Genomic DNA, 21,502 nt, shown 5'->3' on the forward strand with positions numbered 1-21,502 from the left:
CTTTTCACCACTCCTTATTATTTCATATTCCTTTTATGTTCGCCAGTATTCCTATAACCTGAAGGGATGAGTCTGAAACCTGTCAGGTCTTTACGGCGTAAAAATGCATGATATGCATCCGGATTTGTTGCTTTTTATAAATATGTGTCGGGCAAGGGTTCCTTCAAAATGAGCTGAATCAACACTGCCTTTTATAAAACAGAAGGGTGTTTGTTTCTTTAAAACCCATTTTCTTATAGAGTGAAATTGCGTTTTCGTTGCTGCTGTCGACGCACAATTTAATCCTTTCAATCCCGCTTTCCCTCAGCTTCTTTGCAGCCATAAGGATAAGCCTTGCTCCCGTGCCTTTTCTTCTCTCAACAAGGGAAACGCCCATAAATTCAATGCTTGCAGCCTTTTCTTCTGAGTCCAGTTCCGCGTATAGATAGCCTGACAATCCGCTGTTCTTAGTCAGGGCAAATATAAGATGTTCGTCATCGATTTTTTCGAGCACCTCGCTGCCGGAATAATAGGTGGCTGGAAACAGTGAATCATGAAGAAGGGTAAAATCGGCAAAGAACTCCTTCCGCAAAAAAGATACCGGTTCTCCGCCCTCTGCATCTTCGGGAGTAAGCTCCATGAACATCTGAGATGAAGCAAGCTTGAAGCCCTTCTTCTCAGCAAACAATCTGCACTGTTCATTTTTCCGGCCAATAAAGAGATGCCACTGGTTCAGCCTGTTCCCAAAATATTCTTCCGCTAATGACAGCAGATATGCAGCAGAATCTTCCCAGCTGGGAGCCTCTGCAAATGGCCCCCATAATTCTCCGACACCTCTTTCCAAATCGGCATCCACCCCGAGGAAACCGGTGATTTTTGAGGAACCATCTCTATCTATAAAGCAGGCGGAATCTTCATCTTTAGAAAGGTATGACAGATCTTCTGCAATTTCCTGCGCCTCTGTACCCAGATAGCCAATAAAGGAATCCGGCCGGCTGTTTTTTGCCGCAGCGTAGTCCGCAAGCTCAAGTATGTGTTCTTTCGTTAGCATCGTTTTCAGCATCGTATCAAATCCTTATGTATATTTGCTATAATTTTAACATTATTCAAAAAATAAAGTCCATGATAGATGAAAAAAATGGCAGGTGCCCTATGAGCACCTGCCAACGGGCTATCCGCGGCTTTCCTCAGACTGCCTGCTGTAAACCCTTTTTGTAATCTGATCGGCTGCTATGGCTGTAACAGAACCGAATATCAATCCATTATTCAAAAATGAAGTAATAAGCGGGGAAACCCCTTTAAAAGCCTCAGGCGGCACAAACATAGCACCCACACCTGCAAGGAGGGCAATACCCGCCACAAGGCGGATCCTGCCGGTTTCCGTTTCTTTGTCCAGCTCTCCGAATGCAATGCCTGCCATATTGGCAAAAACCACAAAAGTGACTGAATAGCCTACAGGAGCCGGGAGCGATGCAAAGAAGGACATCAGGGCAGGGAAAAAGCTTGCTGCCGTGATGATTGCCGCCCCAATCATGAATGGGAGGAGCTTAGTAATTTTTGTTGTAGCAATGAACCCGGCTGAGCCAGAGATCGGCACAGGTCCGATTGCCGAGAAAACACCGCCTAGAAGCTGGTTGACCCCTGACACAAAGCCTGATGCCTTGAACCGTGGTGAAGGGGTTATTGCTCCTTCTTTCTTCAGCACCTCATCTGTGACTCGGATGCTTGCAATCATATTGGTAAGCAAAAGAAGTGTCACAAAGACGGCAGTCACGGTCATTCCCGCATCAAACTTCGGAGGGCCGAAGGCGAACAGTTCCGGCATGGAGACCACACTGCCTTCCGATAAAGATACCTCCTTTGACAGTCCGAATAGAGAAAACAGCAGCCAGCCGCCCACAAGGCTGATCAGAATGGAATATTGGCTGACTACCTTGATCCTGTGTTTGGACAAGTAAAACGCAGCGATGACGAGCGCCAGACAGAAAAAGAATACAGGCAGGTCGACGCCTGCCTTGCGATACCCGATTCCGAGCATGCCATTAAAAAAGGACCCGCTGAGCTGCAGGATCAGCAGCAGCAGATAGACTCCTGATACAACCGGTGTAAACAGCAGCGCAAGCCGGTCGATGAGTTTAAAGATGCTAAGGAGGATGAAGACAGCGCCTGAGACAAGCATCGCTCCTTCCAATGCCTGGAGGGTTTCACCTGCTGAAGAAAACAATGAGGCGCTTAGCCCTGCGTATATGGCAAACACTCCCCACCAGAGCCCTGCTGGCCCTTCATTTATAGGCAGCCTGTGCCCGAAGAACCCCTGAAGGAGGCTTGATATCCCAAGTACAAAAATAGTGCGCTGGACGAGGCCCGCTGCCTCGGCTGGATTCAATCCGAATAGATCGGCAATCGCTATGGGTGCGACGATCGTCCCGGCAACCATGAATAGCATCCACTGCAGCGCTGAAAAACCAACTTTCATGAAAAAGACTCCAATCGTTAGTAAAATTAAAAAGAAAATGGCCCTTATCCGGCCATTTCCTATTATAAAGTATATAATGCTGTTTTTGGAGACTTCTTACTTTTTGGCAGCCTGGCCCTTACCGGGGGAAAGGGCCAGCCAGGCTGACTGATCCGCAAAATACCTGGACCAGCTGCCGACTCCGGCCAGTCCATGGCGATCTGCTATCTCAGCTCTTTTCCTCAAGGACATTTCATCCTCCAGCCAGATTTTATAGGTTGCCTTATCTTTCTCAGAATAATATTCTGCATAGTTTTGCCCGGATGCCTCATCATAAGCCGGCACGGCTCCTGTTTCATTGAGCCACTCTTTCACTTCCTTCATGGACAGCGCCTTTGAGGAAATGCCGCCTTCATCCTTTTCCTCCCACAGCCTGGCATAGAGGGGAACGCCCAGTATGAGCTTTTCTTTCGGCACCACTTCAAGCAATGCCTGAAGATTGCTTTCCACCCAAGGAAGGCTTGCAACACTTCCGGCAACTGGAGAAGTGGCCCAGTGCTCATCGTATGCCATTACCGCCAAATAATCGACTATACCTGCCAGCTTATCTCTTTCGTAGAAGGCTGACCAGTTTCCGCTTGAAGAAATGAAGGTGATATCCATTGAAACAGTCAGTCCTGCCTGATGAAAATAAGGCGTCGCTTCCCGGACAAACTGGGTCACCAGCGGTCCATCTTCCTGGTTTACATTTTCAATATCAAGATTGATGCCGTCCAGCTTATAAATTTGGCTGTAGTGCAGAAGCGAGCGGATGATTTTTTGCCTTGTTTCAAAATCCTTGAATGTCTGATGGGTCAATTCCGCGTCAAAAGCATTGGAAAACAGGCCCCAGACCTGATAGCCGCGGCCATGTGCCCATTTCACATAATCTGCCGAGCCCAGATTTTTTACAGATCCATCCTCACCTGCCAGCTCGAACCAAGTGGGGGAAACAACATTGACGCCTGGCATAGAGGGAAGGGCAGCATGATCGGGATTTTTCGAATAAACCGCTTCCCATGTCAGATGGATCGGGCCGTCGATTTTCTTCAATTCAGGTTTGTATTCCTCTACTTTGGCAGACACTTCTGTTTGTTCACCTTTCATGACATACTCTTTTTTTATATATCCTGCTCTTCCGTCACTTTTTCTTGCAAAATAGTATTCTCCTTTGGTCTCTTCAATATACAGTTCCTCATTCGCCTTGGCATCAGCTGTATATGGTGATTGAAGATCAGGTTCTGTCCTTAACCGCAGCCTTTCCTTGCTGATGTCCTGATCGCGGATGGTTGCCTTCTGCACCGTCTCGCCGTCCTTTTGAATCCAAATTGCCCCTGTGTCCTCGAGGACTGTATAAGCAAGAGGATAATAACGCCTGATTTCTTCGAGTGAAATATACAGGTTGCCTGACTTATTCCTTGCTGCAGGCAGCTGCAGTTCGACCGGCTTGCTGTTTACATAATATGACAAGGCATCCGTCGGCATTTGGACGACTTTATTTTTGGTAGTCAGGATAATAGATTGAGAGCTCTCATCAAATACAATGGAATCATCCAGGTTTTCCTGGAGTAATGACAGCGGCAGATAGACATTTCCGTTATCAGTCCAGGCATTTCCTTCCTGTTTTCCTTCGAAGATGATCGGTTTCTCCCCTGAGAAATAATCTTCTTTAACTGTTGATGCAAAGGGGTAAAGCCAAAAAATGATGCCGGAAATAACAGCCAGCAGCACGAGAACAGCTCCTGCAGCGAGGCCCCTTTTCTTTGCCGGCTTTCTATTAAGTTCAATATTGGCCATAAAATAAATTCCTCCCGGATACTATCGTAACGAATCTATGCAGCAAAGGGAAGGACGAATCTGCTAAAATATCCTGCCTGTTTTTTCTTGCAGCACTCTTTAATATTAACGATTGGAAAAGGCAAAAAGTTTCAAAGCATTTTGCTAATGGCACAGTAAAAAACCTTCCAGGCTAAGCGTGCCGGAAGGTTTTTGAGGGAACTGGCTATTTTTCTAATAAGTGGTAAAACCAAGCATCTTTTGAAGGCTGTAAACGATATATCTGAACACAGGAAGCTCTTCCTGGGTAGCATAGTCGAGCGTATAGATGCCATCTTCATTCTCCCATATCCTTTTGAAATAGGCATCAGCATCCTCCATGACAGGCGTGTCATTGGGGGCCGCTATCTTCAGATCCGTTTCAAGATTCAAATCATCCAGATTCCTTTTTGTAAAATTGGCTGAACCGCCGATCAACACACTGTCAGTTTTCTTATGGATGAACATCAGCTTCGGATGGTACTGCTCCTCATCTGTATTGTACCAGCGGATAGAGATATTTTCTTTACCGAGTTTTTCAAGCTCAGAAGCAACCGGAATATTCGGAAGGCCTGTCTTTTCCGAGCCAAAGGCATTCTGATTCGGGTCGAATACGAGATTGACCTGCACTCCGCGGTCTGCCGCTTCCTCCAGGCCGCCAATAACATCCCGGTCGGCAAGATAGAACATGCCAAGCCATATGATATCTCCTTTCCGGCTTTCATCTATTTCTTGAACGATATGTTTGAGAATCTTCCCTTCTGTCAAAACCTGCAGGCTGACAGGTCCGCCTTCCTCTGCATCCTGCTGCTGGTACTTTGGCAGCTGAATATCATAGCCGGAATAATCAATGACCGCCTGTTCTGTCTGAAGCAAGTCTTCTATGAAGCTGCCGCTTCCTTCAAAAGCAATATTTGAATGATAGCCGCTTGCATCATGGGGGTTCCCTGAGGAAACGATGGCAGTCTTCTCTGACACGAAGACTTTGCGGTGATTAGCCTTGATGTTCAGCAGATCAAGATATGACCGCGCTGTTACATCAGGTGCAGTATTGGCAAGCGGATTGGGCAGCCAGCCTTTGCCGTCCTGTCCGAACCACTGCAAAAACATCCGCCAGAAACCTGAATAGAGCGGGTTGGAATCGCGCAGCGGCTCTAACTCCGTCATTACCACCTCTATGCCGTTCTTCTTCAGCTCCTCCAGTTCAGGTGCTTTATGGGACCCATATGTAGTATTGATTTTATCTGTAATGACGATTATTGGCATTTCGGGATTTTGCTTCTTCTTCATGATCAGTCTGTCGGTTATATTCTGGCTCAGCGGAGGAAACTTTTCCTCTTTGTCGTAATAGCCGCTATACAGGAACATGTCCATAACGATATATTCCTCTGCTTCTTCAATAGCCTCCTGCATTCTTTCAAAAATCTCCTGTTCATGCTGCCTCTTTCCTTTCTTGTCTTCGTATGATAAATCAGTCAGCAGCTGCAAATCATCAACCTGATGGACTTTCCCTTCATAAGACAATCCTTCAGGCAGTTTTTTATTTGTATGGTAAATGACTGTAACGCTGTATACGATCAGAAGCAGCACTACAGCCGGAACCCAAATTTTTTTCTCTTTTAGCGGCCCCATATCCGTTCCCCCCCATTTTTTCTGCCAAGCGGCTGAATGCCTATATAATAACCTTTTTTTCAAAATAAAAATTTTTCACAAAAAAAGAGCAAAGCAATGATTGCTTTGCTCCTGCTGCTTTTCAGATTAGCCTACCAGCTTAACCAGCAGATGGGAAAGGGCATGCTGCTCTTCTTCGTTGCCGGACTTCCACAGCTCCTGAAGCAGCTTTTCCTCCCTGTTGCGAGGCTCTTCCTTCTTCGCCAGATAGTCGCCTACCTTCTGTGCAGCATTTGCCAGCTGCTCTTCATTCAGCCCCATCTTCTTGCCTAGTGAGACCTTGCCTCCTAAATAATCCTTGAAGCCTTCAAAGCTTGATAGAATTTCGTCTTTTTTCTCAGATCCCATATTATCCAGTTTGTTTTCTACTTTGCTGTTTGTTTCTGCTGAACCGTTAGTATGTTCCATTAATAATCTCTCCTTTAAATTAAAGTAATGGTTGCTTCTGTTCTATAGATACCCGATTTGGTCTATGCGAAACACAGAAAAGCATATTGAAAGATTCTTGAAATATATTTACAACAAAGCGTATATTTATTGATAGATTGGGCCGGCCGGCATCAGCTCCCGGCTCATACTGAAAAAACATAAGGGGGTCCTTATATGGAACATCTGATTTTCAGGCATATGGAGACGGTGAAGGCTATTACAGAAAAATCGCTCAAGCGCATACCGGAGGAGGCAGCTGATTTTATTCCAGACGGCTTCAATAACAGCATCCGCTGGAATTTCGGACATATTGTTTATATCCAGGAAAAGATCGCATTTATGCTGCTGAAAGAAAAATCGGGGCTGCCTCCAGCTTATGAAGAGCTCTTCAGTGCAGGAACCAGCCCGCATACATGGGAGCAGAAGCCTCCGAGCCTGAAGGAAATAGCCGATATTATGGAAGATCAAAAGAAAAGGATCCTCCAATTGATGCCCGGACGCCTTGAAGAACAGCTGCCAGAGCCTTTTACTAATAAAGCCGGCATCACGTTCCATACAGCAGGGGAGGCCTTTCTCTTCAGCTTTTACCATGAAGCTCTACATATGGAAGCAATTAAAAAGATCTACCAGATCTACAGGAAAGAATAAGTCTTAGAACTCTCTGTCAAAAAAATGCCCGCCAGGCTGGGAAGCCGGCGGGCCGCTTTCTATTTTTCTTTGTTTTCCATATTATATTTTTTCATAAAACGGTCTACACGGCCGCCTTTATCGGCAAATTTCTGTTTGCCGGTATAAAACGGATGAGTGTCAGAGCTTACCTCTACCTTCAAAAGCGGATAAGTGTTGCCATCTTCCCATTCTATCGTTTCATTCGTCTTCTTTGTAGAGCCGCTTAAAAATTTATAGCCGCTGTTCACGTCCATAAATACTACCTGCCTGTAATCCGGATGAATATCCTGTCTCATTGGAGTCACCTCTTTATATAAGATAATCTAATTGTATTCGAAACGATTCCGATTATCAATATTATTGCTCAACTCTTACCTATTAATCATTTTCCCGGGTTCAGCATCCATAAACATGGATTAGTACCTGGTGCTAAGTTGTCCTCACATGGTACAATATAAAGACCTGGCTAATCCTCTTTGAATTGATACCAGAACAAGCAATCAGATTTCTGCCAAATAAAGGCGGTAATCGCGGATTTTGAATAAAGGAGAGAAGTTATGACAGCAGGCATTATCATTGTACTGGCTTATTTGCTCGGATCGATTCCTTCCGGGCTCTGGATCGGAAAGGCGTTTTACGGGACAGACATCCGCCAGCATGGCAGCGGCAATCTTGGCGGAACAAATACATTCAGGACGCTTGGCGTCAAAGCAGGCATCATTGTAACAACTGCGGATATTTTAAAAGGGACCCTGGCAGCTCTCCTTCCCTATTTCCTGGGATCGGATTTTAATTGGCTTGTAGCAGGCATTTTTGCTGTAATAGGGCATATGTATCCTATTTTTGCCGGATTCAGAGGCGGAAAGGCAGTGGCAACATCCGGAGGAGTGCTGCTTGCATGTGCACCGCTTATGTTTGCAGTGATCGTGGCAATCTTTTTCCTCAGCTTATACATAACCAAATATGTATCCCTTTCATCTATGATGGCAGCCGCTGCAGCGGTGGTTTATTCCCTTTTCGTAGGTGAATGGGATCCGCTGCTCACTGTAGTTGTATCCATCCTTGCCTTTTTTGTCATCTACAGGCACAGGGCCAATATCAAACGCATAAAAGATAAAACAGAGCCAAAGATCTCCTGGCTTTAGACCAAAAAATAAACGGCTGGAAGGCCGTTTATTTTTTTCCTTCCCGGCCCCTCAGCCAATGCAATCAATCAAGCAAACAAAAAACACCAAAAAACAGCTGTTCTGCAAAAGAAAAATATCGTGCGTTATTGTAGTGGACATACCAGTTTTGTATAATGGTATAAAAGTCATATTTATCCGTCATTTCGACTTAAAACTTTCTTTTTTATCAAATTACGCACATAATACGGAAAAAGATTCATATATTACGCTAAGGCCCCTGACTGCTGAGCGGCTGAAAAAATGGATTTCGCATACATTACTCGTTTTAAGGAGGGTATATTGTGATACCCGTAAACTCTTTATCTCAAGAATCGTTTCCTTTTCCCTATTTTATTTTATCCCATGATTTATACATCATCTCGGCTTCAGGAGCCCATCAGCATCATTGCCAAAAGCATATCTCGGCACTTCTGGCCGACGGCGGAAATGTACATGAGCTCCAGGCATTCCTTTTCGGAAGCAAAGCAGAAAGCCTTGATTATCAGTTTAAGGACGGCTGGTTCCGTATTTACCGGGCTGACGGACCTGAAAACGAAACAATCCATCTATTCTGCTTTCCGATTGAACCATTGGCTGCGGAAATTGAACAAGTACTGGCGGAATTCGAGGAAAAAGCGGCTGTTTTTTCCAAAGCATTGAAGAAAAAAAAGGAAAAGCTTGTACAGACTGCAGAACAGGTACAGGAAATGGCAGTCGCCTATGAATTTCAGGCAAATCTCGGTAAGCTGGCGGCTGGCATCGCTCACGAAATCCGGAATCCGCTCACAACGGTCAAAGGCTTCCTTCAGCTGCTCAAGCCGCAGCTCAGGGAAATCGGAAAAGAGGAATATGCCAGTATTGCTTTAGGGGAGATCAGCCGGGCAAACGAAATTATCGGCAGTTTTCTGAATGCCAATAAACCTTCCGAGAACAAAATGAAAAAAGTGCATATCAATCAGATTGTCAAAGAGATTGTCATGCTTTACGAAAGCGAGGCCGTTTTAAGGGGAAGCCTGCTTTTATTCGAACCTTCACCTGATGATCCGACAATGGCAGCTGTTCCCGGGGAGCTCAAGCAGGTGCTCTCCAACCTGTTCAAAAATGCAATGGAAGCAATGACCATGCAGAGCATGGCCGGTTCTGTGCAGGCAAAGGTTGAATGCTGCAGCCAGCATGCTGTCATTACCATTCAGGATAATGGATGCGGCATGCCGGAAGAAACACTGCAAAGGATTTATGAGCCGTTTTATACGACTAAAGAAACCGGAACAGGCATTGGCATGTCAGTCTGCAAGAAAATTGTCGAGGAACTGGGGGGCAGCATTGAAATATCAAGCAGGCCGGGAGAAGGAACGGCTGTGAAGGTTATTCTCCCCATTGATGCTGAGGCAGCAGAGAAATTGGCAGAGCCGGAAATAATTCCGGAGAGAAGGAATTAAAAAAACTGTTCCTCCAAATGATACCCGCAAATACAGCGGAAAGCACCGGACGACAAGCCGGGTGAATTGCCCGCCTCGATGACCGCTGAGACGAAAAAAGCGGATGCCCGCATGAGACATCCGCTTGCCTGCCTGTTTGAAGCTATAACTTAATCAATTGGAACTTGGCATTTCCAAAGACATCTTTTACATAATCAAGCTTAGTATGATCGAAATAGACAAAATCCTTCTCATGGATCAATACAGAAAGATCGCCGAATTCAAAAGTTTTGTCATCGGTAATGGGCTGCTCTTCCAGAGACAGCTTAAGCTGAGGGCCGCCTCAGCCGATCCCCATTGAAAGGCGCACATACAGCTTCTCCTCCGCTGTCTTTCTTTCCTTTTCAACAGAATCAAGCAGCTTACCGGCTGCAGCACCAGTCATTTTAAACATCGTCCCACCCCCTTTTGCTGTAACTTCATGCAGGCTGTTTTTTTAATGATGCGATCCGAAGAAGAATCCCTGCAGAAAAATCATGCTGACCGCCAAGACTGCCAGCACCCCGATAACTGGTATAAAAATGCTCCGGTTTTTCTCGCAGATTGCAGCAAGAACAAAATAAATGACTGCCATGACAGCGGCAAAAGCGCCCGCTTCAATGGCCTTTTCTGCTTTATCTGTCTGCAGTACGACAAGAAGCCCTATTCCTCCGAATATAAAAATGCCGATCATATTCATTAATCGATATTGAGACAAATTGACACATCCTTCACTGTATTTTTTCTTTACCCTGTCCATCCATTCTGTCAAACGGCCTTGGAGCAATCAAAGTGCTTGTGCAAATTACCCTGATAAGGGGTATTTTTTGCAATTAAAACATAAAGTATAATTAAGCCTGTTTCACTTGTGCAGCCTGATTCAATTATTCGCTTTACACTGCATACTCCATTATAATGATTATGGAAAACAGATTGCGGGAAAGGAGACTTCACATGAACATACATATAAAGGACGATGCCGCACAATGGTACAAAGATGAACTTTCACTGGAAAAAGGTGACCATCTCCGTTTTTTTGCCCGCTATGGCGGATGCAGCACCGTTCAGCAGGGTTTCTCTCTCGGAGTTGCTAATGAAGAGCCTGTAAATACAGGTGCAGCAACGGAAAAAGGCGGCATTACATTTTTTATTGAAGAAAAAGACCTTTGGTTTTTTAATGATCAAGATCTGTATGTAGAAATGAATTACAAGGCCAATGAGCCTGTATTCAAATATGAAGAGTAAGCAGCTGCCTTTCTAAGCAGCTGCTTTCTTCTTTTTCAGTTCAGTCCAGGGGATTGCGGATTCCTTCTTTGGCAAGAATCTGTTTCTGCCTGTCACCCAGCAGATCAAAATGTGAATAGCCGTCCTTTCTAATATCAATCCATTCCGGCTTAAGGCCATGGGAATGCCCCCATCTTTTCAGCTTACCCAAATCGCTGCAGCCTACCTTTGTCACTGTTTTGCAGCCGGGGAAGCGGTCATCCAGCCAGTAATGAGTCAGAAAAGCAATTTCCCCTTTATCAATTGTTTCTTTCCATTCTCTCAATTCTTTCTTTCCGATTCCAAATGCCACTGGATCACCTACTCACCAGCTTCAGGAGCTTTTTTCGCTTTTTCATAAGCTTCGTGCCAATCAGGATATTTCCGTTTGATTGAAATGGGGCGGAAGTTTTCCTTTTTTACACAAACATGCTTGGAAATGCCTTCTACAGATAATTCGCCGCCCTCTGTCAATATTTCATATCCGTATGTGACACGGAATCCGTCATACTCTTCGATCCAGGTCCTGATGACTGCTTTTTCACCATATCTGACAGGCTTTTTATAGGAAGCGGCAATATCGATTACTGGAGAAATGATTCCGTCTTTTTCAAGCTCTGCGTAATTGAAGCCCAGCTCCTCGATCAGCCTGGTGCGTCCAAGCTCCATCCAGACCAGATAATTGGCATGGTACACCACGCCCATTTGATCGGTTTCCGCATATCGGACTTCAATTTCTTTCGTTGATATCAGCATCTTTATTCCCCTTTGTGATTTTCTTTACCGCTTTTTCAAAATCTTCTTTCTCCAGAAGGGAAGCATTCTCCTTCAATTGATTCTCATCGCCTTCTATGAGCCTGAAGGCCTGGAACTGGATGGATTCATCAGCCAGGTTGGCTGCCAGGCGCCCGTTGCCTCCAGCTTTTATGCCAGGCAATGCTTCATCCAGATAAGCGATAGCTCCATCCGTCAAATCATACTTGTATTGAGCAGCGTAGTTCTTGATGATCTGGATAAGTTCTTCTGGATTATAGTCTTTAAAATGAAAGAACTTCTTAAAGCGGGATTTCAGGCCAGGGTTGCTCTGCAGCAGCCTTTCCATTTCTTTGGAATAGCCGGCAAGTACGACAACCAGGTTTTCATTATGCTTTGTCATTTCATCAACCAGAGTGTCGATTGCTTCTTTGCCAAAGTCACCAGGCGATTCGCCTAAGAGGGCATACGCTTCGTCTATAAAAAGGACGCCGCCCAATGCTTCCCTGATGATCTTCTTTGTCTTGATCGCTGTTTGTCCTACATAGCCTGCAACAAGATCGGAACGGCCGGCAACGATGAGATGCCCTCTTTTCAGCATCCCGCATTTATGAAGCAGCTCTGCATAAATCTTCGCCACTGTTGTTTTCCCTGTTCCGGGATTGCCGGTGAATACAGAATGAAGCTGTATAGGCACTGATGGGAGACCCTGTTCGCGGCGGTACTGCTGCATTTTAACAAACGATATCAGCGATTCTACTTCTTCTTTGATGTTTTCAAGTCCGACAAGCCTTTCCAGCTGTTTCTCAGGGTTACTTCGTTTTCCTTCATCCTGGTGAAGAATGAAGTCCTCTTTTTCGAGCAGTGTATAAGGAAGCAGGTGATCAGTGGCTTCGGTTTGCGCCCCTTTTTCAAAAACGGCGTCGAGGATGATATTTTTGGCTGTCCGCGCATTTCCGAAAGTGTCATCCACTTTTTCCTTCTCAAGTCTGCCTTTAAGCTCTGATTTTGCTTCATCAGTAAGGATATAGTCATTATCCTTTGCTATTCTGTCAGCGATTTCCACGAGCTCTTCTTCTGTATAATCTGGAAGATGAAGCTGGTTGGATTGAGGGAAGCGGCTCCTGAGACCTGGATTGGCATCAAGGAACTGCCGCATTTCTTCCGGATACCCTGCCAGGATCACTGCAAACTTGCCGCCATATTCCGAACCGGTCATCATTGATACCAGGGTATCAATCGCTGTCTGGCCATAATCATTCCCTGTCTGGCCTTCCCGTTTCAGGCTGTATGCTTCGTCGATGAAAAGGACGCCGCCGAGAGCCCTCTCAACAGCAGAGCGGACATTTTCCTCTGTCTGGCCGACGTATGCCCCTACAAGCTGGGAGCGGTCTGCTTCTACCACTTCTTCCCGCGGCAGGACGCCAAGTTCATGATAAATTTTTGCAAGCAGCCTTGCGAGTGTCGTTTTTCCTGTTCCGGGGTTGCCCGTCAGGATCATATGGAGGCTCATTTCATCTTTGATCTGAAAGCCCAGCTGCTTTCTTTTTTTCTGATACTTGAGGAATTTATAGAAATCATTCACCCGGCTTTTTACTTTTTCCATGCCGATCATACTGTTTAGGCTTTCAAGTGCGCTGATTTCTTCAGTTACTTCATCTTCACTCTGGAATAAAGCATGCCACTCTTCTTTCAGCCCGGCAATTCTGTCTATATGCTTTTTCATGTCGTTGACATGGGTTGCTGTATGGAAAACCCCTGAAATCGATTCTTCATATTCTTCAGCAGCCTTTAGCAGCAAAGCTGTTTCATCAGCAGCCGATTCGAGCAGACTGATCAGGCTGGCGTATATATCTTGGAACTTCTGGTCTGTCAGTTCCTCTGACACTTCCCTTTTGCCTGATAATCTTTCCTTCTCTTCTTCAGATGCATCGAGAAAGCTGCGGCAGATGCTGATATACTGCTCGGCAATTTTCCGCTTGGCTGTCCGGTTGTCGGTTTCCCTGATCGAGGGAAATACGAGCATGTCAAGAAGCTCACGGTGCTTCTTCCAATCCCTTTGCGCCATAAATCTACGGGCCTGTCCATTTTGCGGATCCAGCTCTAAAGCTTTGTCCATCCAGGCAGCGGCAAGGCTGTCATCTTTATTCCTGCCAAGCCTTGAAAGACCGGCAAGCGTAAGGATTGCAGAAACAGACGCAGGATCTTCATCAGTGTTTATTTCCTTCAGCAGGCTTAACAGTCTGCCTTCATTGGATATATATCCGTTCTCGCTGTACTCTTTTTCCCATTCCGCAATACGGGCGGAGATTGGGGAAGCATGTTGTTTCCTTTGGTTCATCACTATCACATCTTCTTTTACAAAAATTATTTACTCTCCGCTTTTCGCGTCCGCTATTATTTTACCATATATTCTTGTATGTACTAAGCATTCTGCCGCGCTGTCCGTGATATGGAAAGGGCCCGGGTTCTGGTGGATATCCCGGGCCGATGGCTTCATTATTCTATTCCGTTTTCCTGCTGTGCGCGGTATTCGTCCTTTACCTCTGACCGGAAAGCATCCAGGCTGTCCCGGCGGCGCTCGTTCTTAGCTTCGATGCGCTTTTTGTCTTCTTCGTTTGCGAACTCCAAAGAAGCCTCTGCTTCCTGCATATTTTCAATTGTATGGACGATCATTGATTGCAGCTTCTCAACGTTATCGCTTCTGTCATCGGGATTTGGCCTCTTATGTGCCATAACGTAACCCTCCTTGGCGGTAGTGGATTCTTGCCTGATTAGTTTGCGGAATATGTTGTTTTTTCATGTAGGAAAAGAGTGGGTAAAAGGGGAGGCATAAACATGCACTTAAAGATAAATAAGTGATCATACAAACAGCCGCCCTTGAATAGGGACGGCTGTGATTTATCATCTATTCGCCTTTAGTTTGAATAACCTGTGCGTGCTTTCCTGATGTATCCTGCATCTTCTTGCCTTTGTTGCCGCCGAATCCTCTTGATTTAGTTCCTATATGGTTCGGCACAAACTGGCTGCTGTCTTTTTTCGGATTGCCCATGCTTATCCCTCCTCCCTTTTAATATCTCCTTAAGAGGGGGAGTTACGAATGGGAATTTATTCAGCTTTGCCCATACGTTTTTCTTCAAGCCTTACTTCAATGCGATCTATGGCAGCCTGATCTTTCAGAAGCTGGCGCTTGTTTTCAAGGACAAGCTCTGCAAATGTCTGTTTTCTAGGTTTTCTCATTTCTTTCACCTTCCTTATTTCCTATTCTAACAGTTAATATGCCCAATAAATCCTGTAATTATTACAACTTTTTGAAAATTTAAAGTAAAAGGGAGTAGTTGAAGGATAATTGCTTAAGACTTGTGGTTATTTAGGAATTTTTTAGAAGTGGGTTACATGACTAGCTTCTCGTGGCAATCCCATGTATCCTGTATCCCGGGGACTGTTTAGATGCATGACTGGCTTTTACGCAGCCATTTCGTGTACTTCGGGAAACTGTTGGGAAACATGACTTGCCTTCTTGCAGCCATTTCGTGTACTCCGGAAACCTTCTTGGGAGACATGATTAGCCTTCTTACAGTTATATCATGTATCCCGGAAACCTGTTGGGATACATAACTAGCCTTCTTGCAGCTATATCATGTATCTCGGAGACCTCTTGGGATACATGACCAGCCTTCTTGCAGCCATATCATGTATCTCGGAGACCTCTTGGGATACATGACCAACCTTCTTACAGTCATATCATGTATCCCGGAAACCTGTTGGGATACATGACTTGCCTTCTTGCAGCCATATCATGTATCTCGGAGACCTCTTGGGAAACATGACTTGCCTTCTTGCAGCCATATCATGTATCCCGGAAACCTGTTGGCATACACGACTGGCCTTCTTGCAGTCATACCATGTATCCCGGAAACCAATGACTGCTAGAAGGCTAGTCATCTATGCCAAGTTACCATGTATCCCGGTGGCCTGAAAGGATACATTACCTCCCTTATCGCAGCTGCATGACCTCTGCTAAAAAATAAAAAATAAGCACCCAACAGGATGCTTACACTTCATTTCATTTTTTCAGTCATTTCCCACATGGTTTCAGCTTCCATCGCAGATAAATATTTATCCCGGATTATACCTTTTTCGTCAATAAAATAAGTAGCAGGAACCGTCATGACTTTATACATGGTATTCACCTCGTCTTTCTCATCCAGAAGGATCGGAAAGGTGATTCCCATTTTTCCAATAAATTTTGCTGAATTGTATTGCGGATCGATATTGACAGCCAGGATGCTGATCTTATTCCCCGCTGCTTCATGGAATTTTTGCATCTCAGGCATCTCCTGTTTGCAGGGCGGGCACCATGGAGCCCAAAAATTGAGCATGACCTTTTTTCCGCGGAAATCAGAGAGCTTAACAGACCGCCCCTGAAGATCCTTCAGCTGAAAATCAGGTGCCTCTGTGCCAACTGCAAGACCGGGCAAGTCCGCTTTAGCAGCATACAGCGGAAATAGGCCTGATATATGCACAAGCACTAAGAAGGCCATCAGCATTATCAGTTTTCTGGCCATAGCTAATTTTCCTCCTTAAAAAGCTTATTTGATGAAGAGATAAAGAATGCTTAACAGCCAAAATCCGCATAAAAAAGTAAGTAGCGCATAAATAACCAAATAGACCACTTCCCTGGCAGCCCACCCTTGCTTTCTGCACTGTCCGATGAAATAAAGAGCGGCACCGAGCAGGCCGAGAATAGCTTCTTTGATTCCTCCATTGAAATAAAGCAAACCAAGGGGATTGGTCCATAAAAGGGACGGCTGAAAAAGCAGCCTGCCAAATTTATATATAAGAAACCAAATCAGCACTGCTGTAAAAAGCTTGTCTTCGAAAATTTTTCGAAACTCTTGTCTGTTTTTCAAATGAAAGAAGAAAAACAGATGGACGATCACCAGGGAAAGAAGGGATACCAGCAGGTCAGCCTTAAGGTTAAAGGACCCTATTTCAATTGTCTCCATTATTACGTTGCCCCCGTTAGAAAAATATATGAGCGGAAAGAGCCCGCAGAAAAAAGCAAGCATGGCTGCTTGCTTCCTGGATATTATGAATGGAAAAGCTTCTTCAATTCTTCAGAATAATTCCCTTGAATGATCCCTTTTTCGGTGATGATGGCTGTAATCAGCTCAGCAGGCGTTACATCAAATGCCGGATTAAATACCTTTACTCCGTCCGGTGCCGTGTTTTTGCCGAAACCATGAGTAATTTCTTCAGCGCCTCTCATTTCAATCGGGATAGCATCTCCTGATTCTGTTTTCATATCAATGGTAGATGTAGGCGCAGCTACGTAAAAAGGGATATTATGTGCTTTGGCAAGCAGGGCAAGCCCGTATGTCCCAATTTTATTGGCAGTGTCCCCATTGGCGGCCACCCTGTCACAGCCAACAAAGACAGCTTCTGCCATTCCCTTTTGCATGACCATGGCAGCCATGCTGTCTGTGATAAGAGTCACATCAATGCCTGCCTGCTGGAGTTCCCATGCCGTCAGCCTTGCGCCTTGAAGGAGCGGCCGCGTTTCATCTGCATACACTTTTAGTTCCCAGCCCTTTTCCTTGGCAAGATAGAAAGGTGCCAGTGCTGTACCATATCTCGCTGTGGCAATGCCGCCTGCATTGCAATGTGTCAGCACGCCCATCCCATCCTTCAAGAGGGCAAGCCCGTGAATGCCGATCATGCGGCATACCTCCTCATCCTCTTTTCTGATCTGGTGTGCCTCTTCCTCAAGCTTTTTCTTTATCATGGCAACTGGCTGGTCTTTTTCCGCCAGGGCACGCTCATCCATCCTCTGTAACGCCCAGAAAAGATTAACGGCAGTAGGACGGGAGGTTGCCAGGTAATCAAGGTTTTCTTTGAATTCTTTGTAAAATGCTGAGAAATCTCCCTCAGGAGCCTTGTTGACGGCCAGTACAAGTCCGTAAGCAGCAGCAATCCCTATGGCCGGAGCCCCTCTGACTTTCAGCTGTTTGATCGCGTCCCAGGCATCCTCCACCTTGGTGATTTCAAGAAATTCTGTGACAGATGGCAGCAGGGTCTGATCCAAAATATATAATGTGCCGTTATCATATGTAACGGATTGAAGGAATGACTGTTCCACTTTTTGTTCCCCTCTCGAAGACTTTTCAAATTTTTCTGATGCTAGAGCTATTGTAGCAAGAATTATGTTATAAGCCTATATTTTATTTTTATAAAAGGAAAAAGCGCCGCAGCAAGGCCGCGGCGCCCGTACATCTATTAGTTTTTCAGTCTTTCGCGCAGAACCATCTGCAGGATGCCGCCATGGCGGTAGTAGTCGATTTCAACTTCAGAGTCGAAGCGGACAAGCACTTCAAAAGTAAGCCTGTTGCCATCTTCGTCTGTTGCTGTAACTTTTACGAAATCGCGAGGCCTTACATTTTCATCGATCTGTACATCGAATGTTTCCTTGCCAGTCAGGCCAAGGACCTCTGCATTTTCCCCTGCTTTGAATTGAAGCGGAAGGACACCCATAAGAACAAGGTTGGAACGGTGGATACGCTCATAGCTCTCGGCAATGACTGTCTTGATGCCCAGAAGGTTTGTACCTTTGGCAGCCCAGTCACGGGAAGAGCCCATTCCATAGTCCTTGCCTGCAAGAACGGCAAGGCCGGTTCCATCTTCTTTGTACTTCATGCAAGCATCATAGATGCTTGTCACTTCACCGGTAGGCCAGTAAGTCGTGAAGCCGCCTTCAGTGCCAGGGGCAACCTGGTTGCGGATGCGGATGTTCGCAAATGTTCCACGCATCATCACTTCATGGTTACCGCGGCGTGAGCCATAAGAGTTGAAATCGCGCGGCTCAACGCCATTCTCGCGCAGATATCTTCCTGCTGGAGTATCCTTGCCGATTGCGCCTGCAGGTGAGATATGGTCAGTTGTAACAGAGTCGCCGAATTTGCCGACTACACGGAGTCCGTTAAGCGGCTTGACTTCATCCGCATTTGGCGTAAGCCCTTCAAAGAACGGCGGGTTTTGGATGTAAGTTGAGTTCTCATCGAAAGAATACAGCGGTTCATTGCTGGTCTGGATTTCATTCCAGCGCTCGTTGTCACTGAATACATGCTCATATTCTTTCTTGAACAGCTCAGGTGTTACAGTCCTGCTGACAACCTCGTTGACTTCAGCAGTAGATGGCCAGATATCCTTGAAGAATACATCGTTGCCATCTTTGTCTTTTCCGAGTGATTCATTCTGAAGGTCAATATCGACAGTTCCAGCCAGTGCATAAGCGACTACAAGCGGCGGTGAAGCCAGGTAGTTTCCTTTTACAAGCGGGTGGATACGGCCTTCAAAGTTTCTGTTCCCTGAAAGGACGGAAGTAACAAGAAGATCGCTGTCAGCTACTGCCTTCTCGATTTCCTCTCTCAGCGGCCCGGAGTTTCCGATACAGGTTGTGCAGCCGTAACCGACCAGGTTGAAACCGATCTGCTCAAGGTATGGAAGCAATCCGGAATCACGCAGATAGCCTGTAACAACCTTAGATCCAGGTGCAAGAGAAGTTTTTACATATTTAGGCACTTCAAGGCCAAGCTCGACCGCTTTCTTAGCTACCAGGCCGGCGCCTACAAGCACATATGGATTTGAAGTGTTTGTACAGCTGGTGATCGCAGCAATGGCGATAGCACCTGTTTTCATTTTTGTTGAATCTCCATTATGGAAATCAACTGTCACTTCTTTATTGATCTCTTTCTTGCTTAAACCGAAGCCCTGGTTCCCTTGAGGAGCGGTAAGCGCCTGATTGAATTCTTCTTTCATGGCAGAAAGAGGGATCAGATCCTGCGGGCGTTTAGGACCGGAAAGGTTTGCTTCGATTTCAGCGAGATTGATCTCAACTACTTCAGTGTATACCGGTTCAAGGGAAGGATCGAAGAACAACCCATTCTCTCTGCAGTACTTTTCAACAAGCTTGATCTGCTCTTCAGATCTGCCTGTCAGACGCATGTAATTAAGTGATTCTGAATCAACCGGGAAGAATCCGCAGGTTGCACCATATTCAGGAGCCATGTTGGCAATTGTCGCACGGTCAGCTAGCGGCAGTGCCGTTACACCTGATCCGAAGAACTCGACGAATTTGCCGACAACGCCCTGCTGGCGAAGAACCTGTGTCACCTTAAGCGCAAGGTCTGTTGCTGTAGCTCCGTTAGGAAGCTCACCAGTCAGCTTTACCCCTACTACTTCAGGCACAGGGAAATACGAAGGCTGGCCGAGCATTCCTGCTTCAGCTTCAATTCCGCCTACACCCCAGCCAAGTACGCCGATTCCGTTGATCATGGTTGTATGGGAATCTGTACCTACAAGTGAATCAGGGAAAGCTTCAAAATCGCCATCCGGCGTTTCCACTGCATGAACCACGTTTGCAAGGAATTCCAGGTTAACCTGGTGAACGATCCCGGTTGCCGGCGGAACAGCACGGTAGTTGTCAAATGCTTTCTGTGCCCAGCTAAGGAACTGATAACGCTCGGCATTACGTTCAAATTCAAGAACCATATTTGCTTCCAGGGAATCTGGAGTGCCGTACTTATCAACCTGTACAGAGTGGTCGATAACCAGGTCAACGGGTTTTTCCGGGTTGATTCTGTCCGGATCTCCGCCCATGTCAGCCATTGCTTTCCTTAATGAAGCAAGGTCAACAACCGCAGGAACGCCTGTAAAATCCTGAAGGATGACACGTGAAGGCTTGAAAGGAACGTCTACTTCCTTCACTTGGTCAGATCCCCATTTTGCCAGGTTCTCTACATGCTCTTGTGTAATAACGCGTCCGTCAAACTGGCGCAGGACAGACTCAAGCAAAACTTTAATGGAATAAGGCAACCTTGATACGCTGCCGATTCCTGCTTCTTCCAAAGCTGCTAATTGATAGTAATGATAGCGTTTACCGTCTAGTTCAAATGATTTCCTAGAATTAAAAACATCATTTTTAGACATATGTATTACCCCCTCTAATGATAATCATATACCAAAATTATAATAATTGTCGAAAAGTTTGAATTGTCATTTTCATCGCCACTTTTCTCACAATTCTTATCTTAATACAACCTTTTATATAAGTAAATAACAAGAAAGTTATTGTTTTTGATAAGTTTTACTTATTATATTTTCGATTGCATTATCTTCCGGCTGGATTGGACAGCTAACAGAGTCAATTTCTATATACCTTTTTGGAGAATTTTAAAACAATCATTATTGCAAAAAAGCAATTTTTTACCGAATGAGGGTCGGTGTACAGGCGAAAGATAAGGAGGCGGAGGTGAGAATATTGGCGAAAAGAAAGGCAAATCATGTGCGGCCAGGCATGAACGCAGCTAAAAGCCAGGGGCAGGGCGCCGGGTTTAATGAGGAATTTTCAAACGAGCCATTGACAGAAGCCCAGAAACAAAACAATAAAAAACGCAAGAAAAACCAGTAATAGCTTCTATGGGGTCATGCCCCCTCTGATAGCAGGACATAAAAAAACCCCTGAAACAGGGGTTTTTACATTTTATCATTCCGACGTATTAACTTCCTGGATGATCCTCGATAAATCGCGCTGAAATTGCTCGAGCTGGCCACGCTGATGTTCACTCGCTGTTTCAAGGGCATTTTCGATTTGCGCAAATGCTTCATTGACCTCATTTTCCAGATGCTTCAGCTGATGCCCGTAGCTTGCACTGTCATTCACGATTTCATTATATAAGCCGCTGGCTTCGGCGAAGCCTTGCTCTGCCGCCTGGAAAGCCTGCTGTTTGTCTTTATGGTATGGCATG

General features: G+C 45.5%; 23 protein-coding genes. 5 read left to right on the plus strand and 18 right to left on the minus strand.

The features are described from left to right. Positions 1-178 precede the first annotated feature (178 nt). The 5 genes from FZD51_RS13570 to FZD51_RS13590 form a co-directional block, all read right to left on the minus strand. Positions 179-1,042, minus strand: coding sequence for a GNAT family N-acetyltransferase (locus tag FZD51_RS13570; RefSeq protein ID WP_148975265.1), 864 nt, complete (start codon positions 1,040-1,042; stop codon positions 179-181). Positions 1,043-1,150: 108 nt separating this feature from the next. Next, positions 1,151-2,455, minus strand: coding sequence for a purine/pyrimidine permease (locus FZD51_RS13575; RefSeq protein WP_148975266.1), 1,305 nt, complete (start codon positions 2,453-2,455; stop codon positions 1,151-1,153). Positions 2,456-2,551: 96 nt separating this feature from the next. After that, positions 2,552-4,270, minus strand: a complete 1,719-nt coding sequence (locus FZD51_RS13580; RefSeq protein ID WP_148975267.1) for a glycosyl hydrolase family 18 protein — start codon at positions 4,268-4,270, stop codon at positions 2,552-2,554. 213 nt (positions 4,271-4,483) lie between these two features. After that, positions 4,484-5,920 (minus strand): phospholipase D family protein, encoded by a 1,437-nt coding sequence (locus FZD51_RS13585; protein WP_148975268.1) that lies wholly within the window; start codon positions 5,918-5,920, stop codon positions 4,484-4,486. A 126-nt stretch (positions 5,921-6,046) separates the two neighbouring features. Beyond that, positions 6,047-6,367, minus strand: a complete 321-nt coding sequence (locus FZD51_RS13590) for a DUF3243 domain-containing protein (RefSeq protein ID WP_148975269.1) — start codon at positions 6,365-6,367, stop codon at positions 6,047-6,049. Positions 6,368-6,562: 195 nt separating this feature from the next. Between FZD51_RS13590 and FZD51_RS13595 the strand changes: the two genes are divergently transcribed. Then, the gene (locus FZD51_RS13595) at positions 6,563-7,036 is read left to right on the plus strand and encodes a DinB family protein (protein ID WP_148975270.1); all 474 of its coding nucleotides are present in this window, start codon (positions 6,563-6,565) and stop codon (positions 7,034-7,036) included. A 59-nt stretch (positions 7,037-7,095) separates the two neighbouring features. On the opposite strand, the gene FZD51_RS13600 is transcribed toward FZD51_RS13595, so the two are convergent. Continuing rightward, a complete protein-coding gene (locus FZD51_RS13600; RefSeq protein WP_101547710.1) occupies positions 7,096-7,353 on the minus strand; it encodes a type B 50S ribosomal protein L31 in 258 nt (85 codons plus the stop codon). A 261-nt stretch (positions 7,354-7,614) separates the two neighbouring features. On the opposite strand from FZD51_RS13600, the gene plsY reads away from it, so the two are divergent. Beyond that, entirely contained in the window at positions 7,615-8,202 is a 588-nt protein-coding gene (gene plsY, locus FZD51_RS13605; RefSeq protein WP_148975271.1) for a glycerol-3-phosphate 1-O-acyltransferase PlsY, read from the plus strand. 323 nt (positions 8,203-8,525) lie between these two features. Then, on the plus strand, positions 8,526-9,662 hold the full coding sequence (locus FZD51_RS13610; protein WP_148975272.1) for a two-component system sensor histidine kinase NtrB: 1,137 nt from the start codon (positions 8,526-8,528) through the stop codon (positions 9,660-9,662). 475 nt (positions 9,663-10,137) lie between these two features. Here FZD51_RS13610 and FZD51_RS13615 read toward each other — a convergent pair whose 3' ends face one another. Beyond that, positions 10,138-10,398 (minus strand): hypothetical protein, encoded by a 261-nt coding sequence (locus tag FZD51_RS13615; protein WP_148975273.1) that lies wholly within the window; start codon positions 10,396-10,398, stop codon positions 10,138-10,140. Positions 10,399-10,634: 236 nt separating this feature from the next. On the opposite strand from FZD51_RS13615, the gene FZD51_RS13620 reads away from it, so the two are divergent. Continuing rightward, the gene (locus tag FZD51_RS13620) at positions 10,635-10,925 is read left to right on the plus strand and encodes a HesB/YadR/YfhF family protein (protein WP_148975274.1); all 291 of its coding nucleotides are present in this window, start codon (positions 10,635-10,637) and stop codon (positions 10,923-10,925) included. 40 nt (positions 10,926-10,965) lie between these two features. On the opposite strand, the gene FZD51_RS13625 is transcribed toward FZD51_RS13620, so the two are convergent. The 10 genes from FZD51_RS13625 to acnA form a co-directional block, all read right to left on the minus strand. Further along, positions 10,966-11,256: a hypothetical protein gene (locus FZD51_RS13625; RefSeq protein WP_148975275.1), complete on the minus strand. Its 291-nt coding sequence runs from the start codon at positions 11,254-11,256 to the stop codon at positions 10,966-10,968. 8 nt (positions 11,257-11,264) lie between these two features. Beyond that, positions 11,265-11,699, minus strand: coding sequence for an acyl-CoA thioesterase (locus FZD51_RS13630; protein WP_148975276.1), 435 nt, complete (start codon positions 11,697-11,699; stop codon positions 11,265-11,267). Beyond that, positions 11,674-14,037 (minus strand): AAA family ATPase, encoded by a 2,364-nt coding sequence (locus FZD51_RS13635; protein WP_148975368.1) that lies wholly within the window; start codon positions 14,035-14,037, stop codon positions 11,674-11,676. Before FZD51_RS13635 ends, FZD51_RS13630 begins: the two co-directional genes overlap by 26 nt. 158 nt (positions 14,038-14,195) lie before the next feature. Further along, entirely contained in the window at positions 14,196-14,432 is a 237-nt protein-coding gene (tlp, locus tag FZD51_RS13640) for a small acid-soluble spore protein Tlp (RefSeq protein ID WP_148975277.1), read from the minus strand. A gap of 172 nt (positions 14,433-14,604) precedes the next feature. Beyond that, positions 14,605-14,748 (minus strand): acid-soluble spore protein N, encoded by a 144-nt coding sequence (locus tag FZD51_RS13645; protein ID WP_009790921.1) that lies wholly within the window; start codon positions 14,746-14,748, stop codon positions 14,605-14,607. 56 nt (positions 14,749-14,804) lie between these two features. Continuing rightward, the gene (locus FZD51_RS13650) at positions 14,805-14,936 is read right to left on the minus strand and encodes an FbpB family small basic protein (RefSeq protein WP_022543828.1); all 132 of its coding nucleotides are present in this window, start codon (positions 14,934-14,936) and stop codon (positions 14,805-14,807) included. Positions 14,937-15,757: 821 nt separating this feature from the next. Beyond that, complete coding sequence (locus tag FZD51_RS13655; RefSeq protein WP_148975278.1) at positions 15,758-16,264, minus strand: peroxiredoxin family protein; 507 nt, start codon at positions 16,262-16,264, stop codon at positions 15,758-15,760. 24 nt (positions 16,265-16,288) lie between these two features. After that, positions 16,289-16,705 carry a hypothetical protein gene (locus FZD51_RS13660; protein WP_148975279.1) on the minus strand — a complete coding sequence of 139 codons (417 nt, stop codon included), beginning with the start codon at positions 16,703-16,705 and terminating at the stop codon, positions 16,289-16,291. Positions 16,706-16,788: 83 nt separating this feature from the next. Continuing rightward, positions 16,789-17,838, minus strand: a complete 1,050-nt coding sequence (gene mtnA, locus FZD51_RS13665) for an S-methyl-5-thioribose-1-phosphate isomerase (protein WP_148975280.1) — start codon at positions 17,836-17,838, stop codon at positions 16,789-16,791. Positions 17,839-17,975: 137 nt separating this feature from the next. Then, positions 17,976-20,684, minus strand: coding sequence for an aconitate hydratase AcnA (gene acnA, locus FZD51_RS13670; RefSeq protein WP_148975281.1), 2,709 nt, complete (start codon positions 20,682-20,684; stop codon positions 17,976-17,978). Positions 20,685-21,015: 331 nt separating this feature from the next. On the opposite strand from acnA, the gene sspO reads away from it, so the two are divergent. Continuing rightward, on the plus strand, positions 21,016-21,165 hold the full coding sequence (gene sspO / locus FZD51_RS13675) for a small acid-soluble spore protein O (RefSeq protein ID WP_035400962.1): 150 nt from the start codon (positions 21,016-21,018) through the stop codon (positions 21,163-21,165). A 75-nt stretch (positions 21,166-21,240) separates the two neighbouring features. Here sspO and FZD51_RS13680 read toward each other — a convergent pair whose 3' ends face one another. Next, positions 21,241-21,501 carry a hypothetical protein gene (locus FZD51_RS13680; protein WP_148975282.1) on the minus strand — a complete coding sequence of 87 codons (261 nt, stop codon included), beginning with the start codon at positions 21,499-21,501 and terminating at the stop codon, positions 21,241-21,243. Between the last annotated feature and the right edge of the window lies 1 nt (position 21,502).

The organism is Bacillus infantis, assembly GCF_008180445.1.
Classification (GTDB): domain Bacteria; phylum Bacillota; class Bacilli; order Bacillales; family Cytobacillaceae; genus Bacillus_AB; species Bacillus_AB infantis_B.